Here is a 14,680-nt window from a genome sequence, read left to right as displayed (position 1 = left end):
ATATGCAGGCTAAAAACAATTTCTGCTTAAATTTGCCTTAATTCGCAAATCATGCAGGCAAAATATATTTCTTATCAGGAAACCGGTTCGTTCTCCAAACTGGTTTTAGATTATATAAATAACGAGGAACAACTTGCTCCTTTTTACAGTTACCGCCCCGATATGGATGGTTTGGCACAAGCCATAGCAAACAGAAATTTTAAAGGCGACAGAACCATTTTAGTTGATGTTTTAAAACAACAATACCAACACCTGCAGGTTAATAAATCAGTAAGTAAAAACATTGAACTTTTAGCTTCAGATCAAACTTTTACAGTTACAACAGGTCACCAGTTAAATTTATTTACCGGGCCGCTTTATTTTATTTATAAAATTGTAACGGCAATAAACCTGGCCATAGAGCTAAAAATCGCACATCCGGATAAAAATTTTGTTCCGGTGTACTGGATGGCAACAGAAGATCACGACTTTGATGAAATTAATCACGTAAGTGTTGATGAAAAAAACATAAGCTGGATACAAACCACTAACGGTGCAACCGGAAGATTGAGTACCAAAACTGTTGCCGCAGCAGTTACGGCTTACAAAGGTTATCTGGGTATTTCAAAAAACGGTAAACGAATTGCCAAACTGGTTGAGCAAGCCTATTTGCAGCATGATAATTTAGCGGATGCCACCAGATTTATGGTGAACAGTTTGTTCGAAAAATATGGGCTTGTTATTGTAAATGCAGATGATAAACGGTTAAAAAGCCTTTTTGCGCCTATAATAACAGCTGATATTTTGCAGCAAAATAGCGAAAGAATTATTCAGGAAACCTCTTCAAAACTCGAAGATTTAGGTTATAAAACCCAGGTTAACGGCCGTGATATTAACTTCTTTTACCTTAAGGATGAATTACGTGAAAGAATTATTCTAGAAGGCAAAACTTATAAAGTAAACCATACCAGTATTCATTTTACAGAAGAAGAATTAAAAGTGGAAATTAATTCAAACCCGGAGCGTTTTAGTCCTAATGTGGTGATGCGCCCAATGTACGAGGAATTAATTTTACCAAATATTGCCTACATCGGTGGTGGTGCAGAAGTATCATACTGGATGCAGCTTAAAGCCAATTTCGATTTTTATAAAATTGATTTCCCGGTATTGCTTTTGCGGAATTCGGCTTTATTAATTGATAAACGAAGTGCCGAAAATCTTCATAGTTTAGGTTTTACGCTGGAAGATATTTTCCTTCCTGCCGAAGAACTAAAAAACATCTGGGTAAAGAAAAATTCGACTGCACAATTGAGTCTTTCAGATGAAATAAGAGCCGTTAACAGTATTTTTGATCAGATTAAACTGAATTCTTTTAAAGTCGATAAAACGCTTTCGGCTTCAACGGATTCTGCCAGACAAAAAACCAATCATCTTTTATCCAATCTGGAGAAAAAATTGTTCAGAGCGGAAAAAAGGAAACATGAATTTTCTTTGCAACAAATAGAAAATGTAAAGAAAAGGCTTTTCCCAAATGGCACATTGCAGGAAAGAATTTCTAATATTGCGCCTATGTACGTAAATTATGGAGAAGATTTTCTTTCTTCATTAATTGAAAACTTTGAACCTTTAGGTGGCGATTTTACTTTGCTGCTACCGTAAAGCTTTAAGCAAATGTTTTGACCTTGATACTCACTATTTGATAAAAAAATGAACTTCATCACTTTTACCGAAACCGAACTCAGAACTTTTACTTATAACGTTTTTAAAAAGATTGGCTGTTCTGATGAACATGCAACCTTGGCAACTGATGTGTTACTGCGTTCTGATCTCAGAGGAATTGACTCACATGGAGTAGCCCGGTTAAGTGGATATGTTCGTTTGTGGGAAAAGAAAAGAATAAATGCAACGCCGGATATTAAAGTAGTTTATGAAACGCCTACAACAGCAACGGTTGATGGTGATGGCGGATTAGGCCTTGTTGTTGCTCCATTTGCCATGAAAGTGGCCATAGAAAAAGCAGAGAAATACGGTAGTGGCTGGGTTTCTGTTAAAAACTCCAATCATTTTGGTATTGCAGGTTATCATGCTTTAATGGCGGTAGAAAAAGATATGATTGGGGTTAGTATGACCAATGCAAGCCCCTTAGTTGCCCCTACTTATGCAAATGAACGTTTGTTGGGCACCAATCCAATGTGTTATGCTTTCCCGGCGGGAAAATATCCTGCGGTAATTGTAGACATGGCTACTGCTGCTGCCGCAAACGGAAAACTGGAAATTGCTCAAAGAGCCAATAAAAATGTTCCGGATGGCTGGGTGCAGGACAAAAATGGCAATGCTTCTATTGATCCGAATGAATTAAAAAATGGTGGATCTTTACTGCCGCTGGGAAGCGATAAAGACCATGGCAGTCATAAAGGTTATGGTTTGAGTGCAACTGTAGATATTTTATCAGCGGTGCTTTCTGGTGCAAATTACGGCCCTTGGGTGCCACCTTTCGTCGCATTTTTAGAACCTTCAGCAAATCCAGTGGGCGAAGGACTTGGTCATTTCCTGGGTGCCATGCGGGTTGATGGTTTTCGTCCTGCAACAGAATTTAAAGATCATTTAGACAACTGGATTGAACGTTTTAAAAGTGCTAAAACAATAAATTCGGATAAAAAAGTAATTATTCCCGGTGAGCCTGAACATGAATTTGAACAGGAAAGAAAAGTTTCAGGGATTCCGATTATTGATGTTGTAGTTAAAGACTTAAACGAACTTGCTGAAAAACTGGGCATCGCTCCGTTAAATTAATGACATAAAAAAGCCGCAGATCTAACCAGGATCTACGGCAATATTGACCAAGTACAATGGTTTTATGCCCACCATAAAGGGCAAGGATTTTTAAAGTAATATTTCTACTTTATTACGGTAAGCGTATCCTTAAGCTGTAATTCTTTACTTGAAGAACCAATCATAATTCTAAAATCACCCGGTTCTGTTAAGGTTTCCATTTCTGCATTAAGCATTTGGAGCATATCAGGGCTAATGGCAAAGCTTAATCTTTTACTTTCACCTGCTTTTAGTTTAACTCTTTGAAACCCTTTTAACTCTAAAACAGGTCGTGCAACACTTGAAAGTAAATCGCGGATGTATAATTGTACCACTTCTTCTCCATCATATTTCCCTGTGTTTTGAAGTGTAAAATCGGCTGTAATACTTTCTTTAGCATTAATCTGTTTTTTAGACAATTTTAAATCTTTGTAATCAAAAGTGCTGTAACTTAAACCGAAACCAAAGGGGAAAAGCGGCTCGCCGCTGAGGTTATTGTAATCATCGCCACGGCCGGTTGGTTTGTGGTTATAAATTAAAGGCAACTGAGATTCGTGGATTGGATAAGTTATAGGCAATCTTCCTGCCGGGTTGTAATCGCCGAATAAAGTTTCTGCTACGGCATTTCCGCCTTCCTCACCCGGGTACCAGATATTTAAAACAGCTGCGGCCTGGTCAAACCAATTATTCATTGTAATGGCACTGCCACCAACCAATAAAACAATTACAGGTTTACCGGTATTTTCCATGTCCTTAATCAACTGTTCCTGATTGCCCGGTAAACTTAACATAGCCCGATCCAGAAACTCTCCTTCCTTTATACCGGCGGCAACTACAATAGCATCCGCATCTTTAGCAAGCTTAACGGCTTCTTCCAATTGCTGATTAAGTGTATTCGGAACATTGTAATCCCAAACCAGTTTGATGTAAGCATTACCCTTCGATTCCTTAAACTCTACCTGAATATTATAATTTTTATTTGCTTCAAAACGGAAAGGAACCAACTGGGTATGATAAGACCTTTTTTCCCAGCGATCGATTAATAATTTACCATCCAGATATAAACGATAACCATCATTACCTTCCAAACCAATTTGATAGGTTCCGGATTTTGGAGCAGAAACTGTTCCTTTCCAGCGAATGGAGTACTGATCTTTTGCTAATTTTTTATTGGGCGAATGGAGTGTCCACATAAAATTAATCACCTGATCAATTCTGCTTAAAACAGGATTACCGGATAAGCTGAGGTTATCAAAATACTCCGCCGCAAGACCTTTAGCTGTATCAGCTTTTAAAAACTCCTGATCAATTGGTGTATACAAAACAGGGATTCTGCTGCTGCCTTTACTATAAACTATGTTTACATTTTGTCCGGCTCTTTTTTTCAATCCGTCCAGAATACTGATTTTCCCATTTCCGCTTCCGCTATATCCGCCTAAACGGGCCTCAGTTGCATCTTCACCAAGTACAAGAATATTCTTTACATCTTTAAAAGGCAATACGGATTTCTCATTTTTTAACAGAACAAACGATTTTAATGCCGCTTCTTTAGCCATAACCTTATGGCTTTTATCATTTATTGCTTTTTGGGCTTCGCTTTCTGATACATAAGGGTTTTCAAATAAACCCAATTCAAATTTTGCTCTGAGCACCCGTGCAACGGCATCATCTATTCTTTTTTGCGGGATTGAACCATCTAAAAACGGAGGGATAAATAATTTGTAATGATCAAACTCCGTCTGAAAAATCACATCAAGACCACCTATAATGGCTTGTTTTGTAGCTTCCGCATAATTAGCAGAAGTATAGTGCAATACATTTGCACCACCAACTGCACCAGCATCAGAAATAACAAAGCCTTTAAAGCCCCAGTCTATTTTTAATTTTTGCGTTAAAAGATTATAGTTTGAAGTTGCTGGTGTACCATCAACAGTGTTATACGCCGTCATCAAAGACCTGCTTTTACCTTGTTGCACAGTTGTTTTAAAAGGAGGAAAATAGATCTCCTCCAACAAACGTTCGTTAAAATGGATTGGGTAACTGTCGCGGCCACCATCGCCAACGTTTGCCACAAAATGTTTTGGGGTAGTGATGATGTTTTGAGTTTCAAAAGCTTTAACAAAAGCCAGTCCCATTTGCGAAGTTAGAAAAGGATCTTCACCATAAGTCTCTTCAGTTCTTCCCCAGCGCACATCAGATGCAATATTGATCACTGGTGTCAGAATATCCCGAATGCCTCTTAGTTTAGTCTCCTGTGCAATGGTACCTGCAACCCTGCTCATCATTAACGTATCGAAACTTGCAGCTAAACCAATGGCTTGTGGAAAGGCTGTAGCGCCTTGTCTAACCAGGCCATGCAGCGCTTCGTCAAATGCAATTATTGGAATCCCAAGACGGGTTTCTTTAATGAAATAGCGTTGAATAGCATTGATTTTTTTAGCCAGTGTATAAGCATTCTCCTGCGTATTGTAGCTTAACATTTGGTTTGCTCCGCCTCCGCCCTGGGAAACAGCACTAACCTGCAAGCCAAAAATCCCATTTTTATACCGGCTTTTATCTACGCCATCTAAATCTCCCGGAATCATAAACAGCTGCCAGAATTTTTCTTCGGGCGTCATTCTGGAGAGTAAATCATTTACCCGGTCTTCTATATTTGCTTTCGGGTTTTTATATATTGGGTCAGCCGGTTTCTCTTTTTTATTTACTCTTTTGCCGATTTTTTTTATAGACTCACCTGCAAAGGCAGTGTAACCAAGTGCAATAAGTAAAAACAGGCTACAAATTATTTTATTAAATTTCATTAGCTAATTCTTAGGGATGTTTAAATTTATTCTGCTGTAAATTCAAAAGCTAAAGCAATCTGTTCGTTGCTCCCAATATCAGCAGGCAGCTCTATCATTGTCTGCCCATTTAAAGCTTTCCACTTTAATTTTTTTCCGCTTGCCAATAAAATAACCGATGAACCTTTTTTAGGTGTATTGCCACTCCAAACAATGGTTTTAGCTGGTTTTTCATCATTTTTAACACAATATAGAGCGTACTTTACTTTTCCATCTTTACTTTGCGTAAACCAGGTTTGTCCGCTATTATAATTTTTAGTGATGCGGGTATTGTATATCGCCTTACCATTTACAGATGTCCAATTGCCAATTTCATTTAATCTTTTGATAACTTCATCAGGTAATGTTCCATCCGGTTTCGGTCCGACACCTAAAAGCAAACTACCACCCTTTGCTACAATCTCTATCAGTTTATGGATAATCTCTTTTGCCGGTTTATAAGGTTCGTTGGCCACAAAACCCCAGTTATTACCTAATGTCATACAGCTTTCCCAGGGGTGATCCAATTGTTTCTCAGGAATTTTCTGCTCCGGTGTCTGATAATTTTCATAAGGACCATGCACCGTTCTATCAACCATCAACAATCCTGGCTGTGCCTTTCTCGCCATTTGTGCAATTTTAGGCATATCAACATCCTGACTCCATTTCGGAATGTTAGCACCCCATGAAAGCACTTCTTCATTTACCGTTTCTAAAGGGCGTACCCAACCACCATCAAGCCAAAGAATATCTACAGAACCATAATTGTGCATCAACTCACCAATTTGGTTATAAACTAAACCTTTAAATTTATTCCATCGCCATGGGTATTTTTTAATGTCATAATTATTGTTGCGGTCGGCGGTTGCATATTTTTGCCACCAATAGTATTGCGAATGCCAGTCGGGTTTAGAAAAATATGCCCCAATCATAAAACCTTCTTTTCTAAAAGCATCAAAAACGTATTTTGCTACATCAGCTTTGGGGTTATTCGCAAAAGGACCTTTGGCAATACTAAAATCAGATTCCTTTGTATCAAACATGGCAAAACCATCATGATGTTTGGTCGTAAAAACCAAATATTTCATTCCTGCATCTTTCCCAGCCTTTGCCCATTGTTCCGGATTAAACTTAACGGGATTAAAATCTTTACTCAAACCCCAATACCATTTTTTATAGTCTTCATAAGCAATGGTACTATCGCGGTCAATCCAATCTTCTGAACAAAGATTCCATGATTCCATAATTCCGGGAACAGAGTATAAACCCCAGTGAATAATCATCCCAAATTTTTTATCCTGCCAGTTATTTAGTTTTTCTTTAACTAAAGGATCTGAAGGCCATTCGTACTTGGTTGATTGCTGATGAATGCCATTTTGCTGGGCAAATAAAATGTTAAAAGAGCAGATAAATACGATTAAAGAGATGCTTTTTTTCATGTTACGAAAGATAAAAAATCCCGACAGGAATACTGCCGGGATTAATTAATAAATGGATTAAGGCATCCAGAATATTTTTGCTTTACGTGTATCTTTGGCTTGTACAGCTTGATAGTTTACACTGTTTAATGTCTTCTCTTTAGCAGGATATATTAAACGAGTTGGTGGACTGTCGTATCCTGATAATTTACCATTAGATGGAAAAGTTAAAACAGGAAAACCAGTTCTTCTATATTCAGACCATGCTTCTGTAGCTTGTAAAACGCCAAAATGTGCCCACTTTTGGGTATAAATCTTAGTCAGTTTATCTGCAGATGATCCTGAATAAGTCGCAGATGATGCATCTACCCAGGTATCAACAATTGTGCTGGCAGGAGCAGTTACATTTACATAACCATTTCCTTGATTTAAATTATTTAAGTAATAATAGAAAGCTACTGATTGTTTTAATGCATTATCATATGCAGTTTTAGCATCTGTAGTACTTCCCCATCTTTCGTATGCTTCTGCTTTTAATAAGTTAACTTCCGAAGCAGTAATTACGATACCCGGTAATTTTTGATTGTAAAGGAATGTTGCAGAATCCAATACTGAATAATCAGGGAAACTGCTCTCCTGCTCCGTTGTGGTAAACGTAACTGGCATTGCTTTATAGTTTTTGTTTGGCACAAAAACGTCCTTACCATTAATTTTAACGGTACGTCCAAATTTATCATACACAACAGGAATACGTGGATCGTTTGCTGGCAACATTACTGAATTTAACATGTAATCTGTAGCGTAAAAGCTACCCTCTAAAAAAGCATCGTGTAAATCGCTCGTGCTATTGCTAAGGGGCTGCAATAAAATATCTGCTGTTGCTGGATTGTATTGACCTACATTTCCACCATCAACCAAAGGATAAGTTGCCTGATTGTTTAACATTTCTAATACAGCAGTTTTGGCGGTTGCTTCATCTGTTTTCGAAATGCGCATTAATAATCTTAAACGCAATGAATTTGCATAACGAGCCCATCTGTTTACATCTCCTTTTAACAGGATATCAGATTTTGAGAATGCCGCATTGGATGCATTGCTTTTAAAATAAGTTGATGCACTTGCAAGGTCAGTTAAAAAAGTATTATATAATGCTTTTTGCTCATCGTATTTAGGGTTTTTGATTGTATTATTTGATGGAAGATTTCCTGCTTCAGAATATGGGATATCTCCCCATAAATCGACCATTTTAGCAGCTTGTTCTATCAACACAACCTTAGCAGCTTGCATAATAATTTTTTGAGTAGCTTGCTCATTTGCAGGCAAAGAGTTGAATTTCACTTCCATTGCTCTATAAAGCGCCATAACACCACTACCATTACCATTTGTGGAATAAAAATCATCCCAATAGTTTTGAGAATATCCATCACTTTGCTGATAAATAGAATTACTATTAGATATATAAGCAGTTTGGGCGTATACGCCAGGCATTTGACTTAAAAATGTACGTACATTCCAATATTTTGCAGCTACCCTGTCATTATTTAACATAGCTGTAAACAAGCCGGCAACATTGGCATCTTTTGCTTGTTCCGGATTATTAAATTTATCTTCAAGCTCCTTTTTACAGCCAACTATAGCTGTTATCGCAACCAAAAGAAAACTTACTTTTATAATTAACTTTTTCATAATATCAATTAATTTTTAGGCTAAAAATTTGCGTTTAAAGAGAATCCGAAATTTCTTGATGCTGCTGTTGAACCTACATCCACTCCTTGCGACCACCATTTGTTTCCAAGAGGGGCCTCTGGATCTAAATCTTTAAGGGTACGATAGATGTAAAACAGGTTACGTCCAATTACCGAAAATCTTAAATTGGTAATTTTTAACTTTTTAGTAAATGAAGCAGGTATTTTATAACTCAAAGTTATTTCTCTCATTTTAACATAGCTATTATCAAAAATTTCAGCTTCTGTTAAAGAACCTTCACCCCAGTTATATGTTGTTAAGTAATAATCTGCTGCAGAAAGAACTTTGCTATTTGGTAAACCTGTATTTTCATTAATGCCTTGAAGCAATACACCATCATTATAGGTTTTGCCGTTTGCGGTATAGGCTAAGCCACCACTTGCTGCATCTCTAAACTCCATAGAGTTTTCTAGCATACCAGCACCTCTCATGTATTTAAGGTTTGGAGCAATCATTTTACCACCAAAGCGATAATCAATTGTAAAATCTAAAGCTAAATTACCATAACTAAAAGTGTTTGAGAAACCTCCAACTGCTTTAGGCATAATGTTACCAGCTTTAACGTAAGTAGAATTATCCATTACATAAAAACCATCATTATTGATAAGATAATTTCCATTGGCATCAGTTTTTCTTGGGCGGATATAAATATTTCCAAGATCTTCGCCTGTTCTTGCTACTATTTTAGCTGTTGATTGATCTGATGCATAAAAGTTAATTTCAGAATTAGCATCTTTCAATGAATTTACTTTTGATTTATTTGTAGAGAAATTTAATCGGGTATCCCATCTAAATTTACCTGTTATAGGAGTTGCATTAAATGCTAACTCAAATCCCTGGTTACCAATTTCTCCAACGTTCACAATTTGACTTCTTGCACCGTTGGTAGATGTTACATCTAATGGTATGATTTGATTTTTAATTTTATTGTTGTAATAACTTACATCTAAACCAATACGGCCGTTTAGAAAACGAGTTTCTAAACCAAATTCTGCCTCATGTTTTTTCTCTGGCAGTAAGTCTAGATTTCCATAAGCACTTGCAGAACTTAAAGCAGGAACTGAACCATTTATGGTTTGAAGAGAAACTTGTTTATACAGAATACTTGATTCATATATTGGTGGCGCATTACCTACAACACCGTAAGAAGCTCTTAATTTACCATAGCTCCAAAACGAAGGTAATTTCCATAAATCACTAAAAACAAAACCTCCATTTACTGAATAGTATGAATATTTATTGTTTGCTGGCGGAAGTGTAGACACATATTCCTGACGAGCGGTTCCTTCTAAGAATAAATAATCTTTATAAGCTAAGTTTAACATCCCTAAATAGGCATATTTCAATTGCTCTTTACGGGTATCCGAAGTCTCAGCAACACCAAATGAATTGGTTATAGCAAACCAGTTTTCCGATACTAAACCATCTTTAGTATTGGATTTTTGATCTTTATAATTCTCTTTTCTACCCTGATAACCTCCACTTAGTGACACATTAAAGTCCTCACCAATTTTATTTGAATAAGTTACTAACGCATCACCATATAAAATTGCATACTGGCCTTGTGTAGTTGTATAAGCTCCTGTACTGGTATTGCCATTTAATGCACTTGGAATTTCTGTATACTGGCGATTTTCTGTTCTGGCACCTGTATAATCATTACCAATACGACCTCTAAATTTTAAGTTTTTAGCAAAATCATAATTTAAAGTGAAACTTGATAACAATCTGTTCTCATTCTCATCGTAAGTATTTTTTAATTGCTGCCAGTAAAAATCTAAAAGATTTGTTGCTCTGATGTTAAATATGTAAGGCTCTGGACGATTGGTTTGATCAAAGGTTGCATATTTGTATCCGTTACTAGTTTGGAATTTTTCTTTCATTAAGTCCATATCTTCGGCACGGCTAAAGAAACCTCCGAAAGAACCCAATACCTGACCTAATTGATATGGTCTGTTTCTGGTAATCGTATTTACATAGCTTACAATTACATCTGCCGATAATTTTGGTGCAAGTTTAATTGTAGAGTTTAAATTGAAAGAGTTTTTTGATCCTGTGTTTCCAGGTTGTGTTCCTCTGTAATCTAATCTTGATGCAGAAAAACGATAGTTTAATGCTTCAGTCTGGTTAGATATTGCAATGTTTGCATTAGAAGTATAACCTGTTTGATATACATTTTTATAATTATCAGGTTGAGGGGAATATGACCGAATTGAGCCATCCCACCATCTAACTTGCTGACCTTCCATTTTAGGTCCAAAATTCGCATAAGATCTAAAATATGGTCTGAAACCACTTGGAGAAGCTGGGTCTGCGATCCAACCTTCTTCTGTAGCTCCATTTGCTACGTTTGTTTCTCTATCGTAACCTGGGCCATAAGTATTTTGAAATCTAGGTAAAAAAGCCACCTGATCCATTGAACCCTGATAGTTAAAATCAATTCCTAAACCTCTGCTTTTTGAACCTTTTTTAGTGGTAATTACCACAACACCACTACCAGCATCGGAGCCATACAATGCAGATGCACTAGCACCTTTTAATACAGTTAAGCTTTCAATATCCGCAGGGTTAATATCTAAAATACCATTACCTCTAACACGCTGATCATCCCAATAGTTATTGTTGTTTGCACCTGCAGCACCATTTTGGCCATCATTTCTGATCATAACCCCATCAACAACATAAAGTGGTTGCTGGTTGTAGTTTATAGAGTTAATCCCTCTAATTTGAACATTTACAGCACTACTTGCGCCTCCCGGAGCTGTTGTAATTTTTACACCTGCAGCTTTACCATACAATGCAGAAGCAAAGTTAGTATTACCAGCCTCAGTTAATTGTTTTGCAGTTACTGTACTAACAGCATAACCAAGCGACTTTTCTTGGCGCTTTATACCTAATGCAGTAGTTACTACATTAACCTCATCAAGTTGGTTAGCGCTTTCCTTTAATACAATTACAAATGTAGTTTTATCGCCCACGGCTACCTCTTGTCTGGCAAAACCGATTGCATTAAAAACAAGTACATCAGTTGGATTGGCTGAAATAGAGAACTTTCCGTTCCCGTCTGTTTGGGTAGCCTTTGATGTTCCTTTTACAGAAATACTTACACCCGGCACTACACCTGACGCATCCTTCACTGTTCCCGTAACAGTTTTTTGTGCGTAAGCAGCTATTGTAAAAATGGTTAACAATAGCGTACTTAAACACATTAAGTACATTTTTTTCATTTTTTTGTAGTTAGTAGTAATTTATTTAGTTAGTTGTCGGTCAAATAGATGATTTTATTTGTTAGGGTCTTTATTTCATCATAATATTAGGTTTAGAGGGTTTGTATATCTTTTGATTAATTGAAATGACTATGCTCAACAAGTAAACTTGCTGCTGCTAATAATTCTGCCTGTTCTGCGAGTTTAGAAAGTACTATCGTTGTTTGATCCGCCACCCTTGGAATACAAAACTCATTTATAGCTTGTTGAATAGGTGGTAAAAGCATTTTCCCTGCTCTGGCGCCACGCCCGCTTAATACAATTTTTTCTGGATTCATAATGTGAATTAACGTAGCCAAACCTTTACCAATTTGAAAGGCAGCATCAGATAAGATAGAAATGGCTACAGGATCTTGCTTTACCACTGCATCAAGGAAATGATCTGCATGACTTTTACTTTTATCTTTAAACAGTGTCTTCATACTGGTTTCAGCACCATCATTAACGGCCTTTTCTGCCTTATGAACCATAACCAATAATGAAGTTTCTACCTCCAGACAGCCACGTTTACCACAAGAGCATAAAGCATCTGAGTTTGATAAAGGTATATGACTAAACTCACCGGCATAACCGCTACTGCCACGGTACAATTGTCCATGAACAATCATTCCTAACCCTGTTCCCCACCCAATATTCACAACCAACACGTCTTTTAAATTTATAGCCTCACCAAAATTTAGTTCTGCAAGTGCAATTAAACTGGAGTCATTATCGAGAAAAACGGATAAGTTTAAATTTTTAGAAAGATAATCCTGAAGACTTGAACCATCTTCTATTTGCATGAAGGAATAGTTCATGCCTTTTTCTGCATTCACAAAACCCGGCATTCCAATGCCCACACCTAACAAATCTTCTCTGTCAATATTGGATTTAGCAATGCATCGATTAATAAATTCAATTAATTCATCTGCACTGTCTGCCGCAGACATATCTAAATTAACCAGCTGGGTTGGGAGAACTTTTTTATTAGACAAATCATAAATAGTAAGACGGGTAATGAACTGATCCATTGCCACGGCAACTATATACTTTTTATAATCGGGATTTAAAAGAAACATGATCGGTCTGCGACCTCCTGTTGAAGGAGCAAGGCCCTGCTCAATAACCTGACCTTCTTCAACCAAACTGTTCACAATAGAGGTAATCAAAGGCAAACTTTTTTGAGTAAGCTTACTTAAATCTGTTAACGACAGTACTTTCTTATAATAAAGAAACTTAATAATATCCGCTTTTAATCGCTGACCTTTTTCTATTATAACAGACATTTAATTTGGTTTTAAAACAAACTTAATAAAAAAATATAAAACAATACATATCTTTTTAAAAAAATTAAAAAGATTAATTGTCTATAAAAAAACGACTTACCAATAATGGGAGTCGTTTTTCATCTATTTATATCGTTTTTAATTAATTCCGCTTAGCAATCTGCCCCATCTGATTTTATGGAAAAAAGAAGCCGTACTATCCCAGCTCATCCAAATAAAAAGTGCCTTACCAACAATATGATCTTCAGGTACAAACCCCCAGTAACGGGAATCTGCCGAGTTATGCCGGTTATCGCCCATCATCCAATAATAATTCATTTTAAAAGTGTAAGATGTAGCGGGTTTATCATTAATATACCAGGTATTTCCCTTCTGCTCTACCTTATTTCCTTCGTAAGTTCTTATTGCCCTGTAATATAATGGTATGGTATTGCTATCCAGCTGAACCGTCCAGCCCCTTGCCGGAATTTTTATGGGTCCAAAGTTATCTACGTTCCATTTCCGGTTAGGATCTAATGGAAAAAGATCGCCATCGTTTGCTGTTTCTGGTTTCACCTCTAAAGCAACGGACTTTACAAAATCAAGTTTTTTTAACTTCTCTATCATTTCCGGACTGGCGTTGGCTATATAAGTATCTGCATTAATCTGCTGCATTTCACTAACTGTAAAACCTATTTCCGCAAATACATCAAAATTAACATCAGTGGTTTTTAACTGAATTTTGTATGGCATTTGTCCTGTATTTTTTAGTGGCTCAGCTTTTCCATTCACACTTACAATACCATCTTTCATACTCACTATATCGCCGGAAATACCTATACATCTTTTGATCAGATTTTCTCTTTTATCTACTGGTCTGCTGGTTATGGTATATTGGCTATTCACCGTTTTCCAGTCTGATTGACGAACTAAATTATAATAACTGGGCTCCTGGTTTTCAAGTGCTACAGTATCTCCGACAGGCAAATTAAAAACGATTACATCATTTCTTTTAATTTCAGATAAGCCTGGCAAGCGACGATATTTCCATTGTATACCATCCCAATAGGCTTTTGTTCCAATAACAGGCATGGTATGATGGGCAAATGGAAAAGCAACAGGCGTTATTGGAACCCGGGCTCCGTAATTTACCTTACTTACAAAAAGAAAATCGCCAATTAAAAGAGATTTTTCCATTGAACCACTGGGAATGGTATAGGCTTCGATAAAAAATACCCTGATAATTGTTGCCGCAATTACAGCAAAGATGATGGCATCCAACCATTCTCTTGTTTTAGTTTTTTTCTTCTTATCGACATTACTCTTTTTCCGCCAAAATTTCCAGTTCATAGTTAACGATTTGGTAAGGTTTTTAATTGGAACCGTTTATTGTAATA

General features: G+C 36.8%; 8 protein-coding genes. 2 read left to right on the top strand and 6 right to left on the bottom strand.

Features of this window, described 5'->3' with window-relative positions:
* The first annotated feature begins 51 nt into the window (after positions 1 to 51).
* Together bshC and O0955_RS16240 are read left to right on the top strand one after the other, a co-directional pair.
* Entirely contained in the window at positions 52 to 1,638 is a 1,587-nt protein-coding gene (gene bshC / locus O0955_RS16245) for a bacillithiol biosynthesis cysteine-adding enzyme BshC (protein WP_269428613.1), read from the top strand.
* A 48-nt stretch (positions 1,639 to 1,686) separates the two neighbouring features.
* Positions 1,687 to 2,772: an Ldh family oxidoreductase gene (locus tag O0955_RS16240; RefSeq protein ID WP_269428612.1), complete on the top strand. Its 1,086-nt coding sequence runs from the start codon at positions 1,687 to 1,689 to the stop codon at positions 2,770 to 2,772.
* Positions 2,773 to 2,876: 104 nt separating this feature from the next.
* On the opposite strand, the gene O0955_RS16235 is transcribed toward O0955_RS16240, so the two are convergent.
* The 6 genes from O0955_RS16235 to lepB all read right to left on the bottom strand — a co-directional run bounded on the left by O0955_RS16235 (position 2,877) and on the right by lepB (position 14,633).
* Positions 2,877 to 5,591: a glycoside hydrolase family 3 C-terminal domain-containing protein gene (locus tag O0955_RS16235; protein WP_269428611.1), complete on the bottom strand. Its 2,715-nt coding sequence runs from the start codon at positions 5,589 to 5,591 to the stop codon at positions 2,877 to 2,879.
* Positions 5,592 to 5,617: 26 nt separating this feature from the next.
* Positions 5,618 to 7,048: an alpha-L-fucosidase gene (locus O0955_RS16230; RefSeq protein ID WP_269428610.1), complete on the bottom strand. Its 1,431-nt coding sequence runs from the start codon at positions 7,046 to 7,048 to the stop codon at positions 5,618 to 5,620.
* 57 nt (positions 7,049 to 7,105) lie between these two features.
* Positions 7,106 to 8,713: a SusD/RagB family nutrient-binding outer membrane lipoprotein gene (locus O0955_RS16225; protein ID WP_269428609.1), complete on the bottom strand. Its 1,608-nt coding sequence runs from the start codon at positions 8,711 to 8,713 to the stop codon at positions 7,106 to 7,108.
* 20 nt (positions 8,714 to 8,733) lie between these two features.
* The gene (locus O0955_RS16220) at positions 8,734 to 12,000 is read right to left on the bottom strand and encodes a SusC/RagA family TonB-linked outer membrane protein (protein WP_269428608.1); all 3,267 of its coding nucleotides are present in this window, start codon (positions 11,998 to 12,000) and stop codon (positions 8,734 to 8,736) included.
* 116 nt (positions 12,001 to 12,116) lie between these two features.
* Entirely contained in the window at positions 12,117 to 13,304 is a 1,188-nt protein-coding gene (locus tag O0955_RS16215) for an ROK family protein (RefSeq protein ID WP_269428607.1), read from the bottom strand.
* 138 nt (positions 13,305 to 13,442) lie between these two features.
* On the bottom strand, positions 13,443 to 14,633 hold the full coding sequence (gene lepB / locus O0955_RS16210; protein WP_269428606.1) for a signal peptidase I: 1,191 nt from the start codon (positions 14,631 to 14,633) through the stop codon (positions 13,443 to 13,445).
* Positions 14,634 to 14,680: the final 47 nt, after the last annotated feature.

Origin of the sequence: Pedobacter punctiformis (assembly GCF_027213715.1) — a bacterium.
GTDB classification, from domain to species: Bacteria; Bacteroidota; Bacteroidia; order Sphingobacteriales; family Sphingobacteriaceae; genus Pedobacter; species Pedobacter punctiformis.
This window is presented reverse-complemented; position numbering and strand designations above follow the sequence as displayed.

Coding starts and splice junctions, on each gene's coding strand:
- bshC (WP_269428613.1), top strand. CDS start 52: ATGCAGGCAAAATATATTTCTTATCAGGAAACCGGTTCGTTCTCCAAA.
- O0955_RS16240 (WP_269428612.1), top strand. CDS start 1,687: ATGAACTTCATCACTTTTACCGAAACCGAACTCAGAACTTTTACTTAT.
- O0955_RS16235 (WP_269428611.1), bottom strand. CDS start 5,591: ATGAAATTTAATAAAATAATTTGTAGCCTGTTTTTACTTATTGCACTT.
- O0955_RS16230 (WP_269428610.1), bottom strand. CDS start 7,048: ATGAAAAAAAGCATCTCTTTAATCGTATTTATCTGCTCTTTTAACATT.
- O0955_RS16225 (WP_269428609.1), bottom strand. CDS start 8,713: ATGAAAAAGTTAATTATAAAAGTAAGTTTTCTTTTGGTTGCGATAACA.
- O0955_RS16220 (WP_269428608.1), bottom strand. CDS start 12,000: ATGAAAAAAATGTACTTAATGTGTTTAAGTACGCTATTGTTAACCATT.
- O0955_RS16215 (WP_269428607.1), bottom strand. CDS start 13,304: ATGTCTGTTATAATAGAAAAAGGTCAGCGATTAAAAGCGGATATTATT.
- lepB (WP_269428606.1), bottom strand. CDS start 14,633: ATGAACTGGAAATTTTGGCGGAAAAAGAGTAATGTCGATAAGAAGAAA.